This is a genomic window from Desulfurococcus sp., from assembly GCF_049970475.1.
Taxonomy (GTDB): domain Archaea; phylum Thermoproteota; class Thermoprotei_A; order Sulfolobales; family Desulfurococcaceae; genus Desulfurococcus; species Desulfurococcus amylolyticus.
This window is the reverse complement of the sequence record NZ_JBMFMW010000134.1, coordinates 1-2387: the sequence shown is the minus strand read 5'-3', so window position 1 is coordinate 2387 and position 2387 is coordinate 1. Positions and strand designations below refer to the sequence as shown.

General features: G+C 40.8%; 2 protein-coding genes and 1 pseudogene. All 3 read left to right on the top strand.

The window, feature by feature from the left end:
• Positions 1 to 1291: radical SAM protein (locus tag ACP5N5_RS06660; RefSeq protein ID WP_428134324.1), on the top strand; the 1291-nt coding region annotated here is incomplete at its 5' end.
• A gap of 68 nt (positions 1292 to 1359) precedes the next feature.
• The gene (locus ACP5N5_RS06655) at positions 1360 to 2016 is read left to right on the top strand and encodes a hypothetical protein (protein WP_012608257.1); all 657 of its coding nucleotides are present in this window, start codon (positions 1360 to 1362) and stop codon (positions 2014 to 2016) included.
• Positions 2017 to 2061: 45 nt separating this feature from the next.
• Positions 2062 to 2387: pseudogene (locus ACP5N5_RS06650) on the top strand (M42 family peptidase); the annotation flags it as partial.

The following is a 2387-nucleotide window of genomic DNA, read 5'->3' as shown; positions in this document are numbered from 1 at the left end:
AATGAGTAAGATGCCACGTAGTCTACAGGTGGAGGTCACCAATAATTGTAACTTCACCTGTATAATGTGTGTAAGGAGAACCTGGAAGGACGAAAAATATGGTTTACTGAGCCCTAGGCTATTCAGTAAAATAGTTAATGAAATCGATGATGCATTAGAGAGATTAGCACTTTACGGGTTCGGTGAACCATTGCTACATCCAGAGCTTCCAGCTTTTATCAAGGAATATAGGGAGAAGCATGGTAGTTCAACTCATATACTGGTAGTGACAAACGGCTCCCTAGCTACACCAGAGCTTGTTGATAAATTATTTAGAAATGGACTTAACGAATTAGTGTTCAGCATTGATAGCAACGATCTTGTCAAGTTAAACAAGATACGAGTAGGTGTTTCACAATACTCTCTTACTCTCTTCCAGCATCTAGCTGAATCAGTGAAGATAGCTAGTAAATACGATGGCAAGATAAGTATAGCAACCGTGTTAATGCGTGAAAATCTAGCGGAGTTACCCAGCCTAGTCGATAAGGCTGTGGAGCTAGGGATCAGCGAGTTAACTATAAGTCACCTGGTGACATACACGAGTACCCTGGCAGATCAAATCCTTTATAGCTTGTCCAGCGAATACCCTGTTAGACTTATAGAGGATATTGGTCTAGAGAAATGGGAGAAAATATCTCACTTAGCCTTTAGAGAGACCGTTGAGAGCCAGTACTCAAGCCAGGAGTTGAAGTGGTATACAATATATAATGAAATATACAATAAAGCAGTGGAGAAGGGATACAGCTTAAACATATTCAATATCAGACAGGCATTAGAGAGGAAAAACATACTTGAGGAAACCATAAGAATCCTGGGTGAGGCTAAGGCGAAAGGAAAGGAGAGGGGATTGATCATTAATGCACCAGGCGTCTACGCCGATGCACTTAAGCGTACATGTCCCTATATCGATAAGGATTATGCATATATAAGGTATGATGGACTAATATCTCCATGTATGGATCTAGCATATGAGCACCCGTTATTCATAAACAACCACTATAAGATTATCCGTAGGGTCATCTTCGGCAACCTATGGAGGGAACATTTAAGAGATATATGGTTAAAGCCCGAATACGTTAAGTTCAGGAATACTAGAAAAGAATTCTCTAAGAACATACCCTGGTGCTCAGACTGCAATCTATCAACGTTTAACTGCTGGTACGTTGATGAAAACATCTTCGACTGCTATGGTAATGAAGTAGGCTGTAGTGAATGTATTTACGCTGCTGGGCTTGCTAAATGTATAATATAGGCTTAACAATTCTAGAAAATCAATAAGGGCATCATAATAACATTAGTAACATTATAGAGGGATCTGATGTGAAGGGCTTTATAGGTGTTGCTGAGAGATTAGTTGATAAATGCGGAAGCATATATCAATGCATATGGGTTGAAACAGCTATTGTTAAACCATATAACTCTGACACCTTTTACTGCATTGACTGCTTCTTTCACAATTACTCCAAGAGCGACAAGCCTGAATCTAGGCTCCTACTCTCATATAATTCAAAAACGAGCCCGGGAGAAATAATGCCCGGCACAGGTAAGAGCTTTAGAACCGTAAACGCTGATAGGGACACCTGTAGTAAGAAAGGAGTTGAGGAATACCTCCTAAACCTATATGAGTCTGCAAGGCATAGTATGAAGGAGTTAATCAGTGAGAGGGAAAAGAGCCAGAAAAAAATATCGTTTAGAGGCATGCTTCTAGGATTAATTCTGCCTCGTCAGCGGGACGAACTCCAGGAAGAGGGCTCTTATTGGGGGAGTTTAACAAGGTATAAGATCGTTATGGAGTTGCTAAAGCTGCTCGGATTTGAAAACGGTGTTTTAAGGGCTGAAGTGGACTCGATGTATATTCTATATGGTTTCGATAAAAAGGGGCGAGTATCTGCGTTGATAGGCAGTAATGTAATCGAGTTACCAAACTATAATAAGCTACTTGATACAGAGAAAGTATTGAGCATTCTCTTCCACTGATCAAGGTATATTTTTATTCTACATGTAAACTATATATCTACACTGGTGAACACCTTGGAATGGAGGGGCCAGTACATAGAGTTAATTAAGAAGCTAACCAGCCTTCATGCTCCTAGTGGGAGAGAAGACCCGGTGAAAGACCTCGTTGCCGAGTTGATGAAGTCTCATGTAGATAAACTATGGATAGACGTATGGGGGAACGTAGTTGGATATAGGAAGGGCTCTAAGGGCTCTGGTAAAATCATGATCGCAGCCCACATGGATGAAATAGGGTTATTCATCTCTCACATCGAGGATGACGGGTTTCTAAGGGTTATACCCATAGGTGGAGTACTCGAGAGGACTCTTCTCTACCAAAGAGTAGTTGTTAG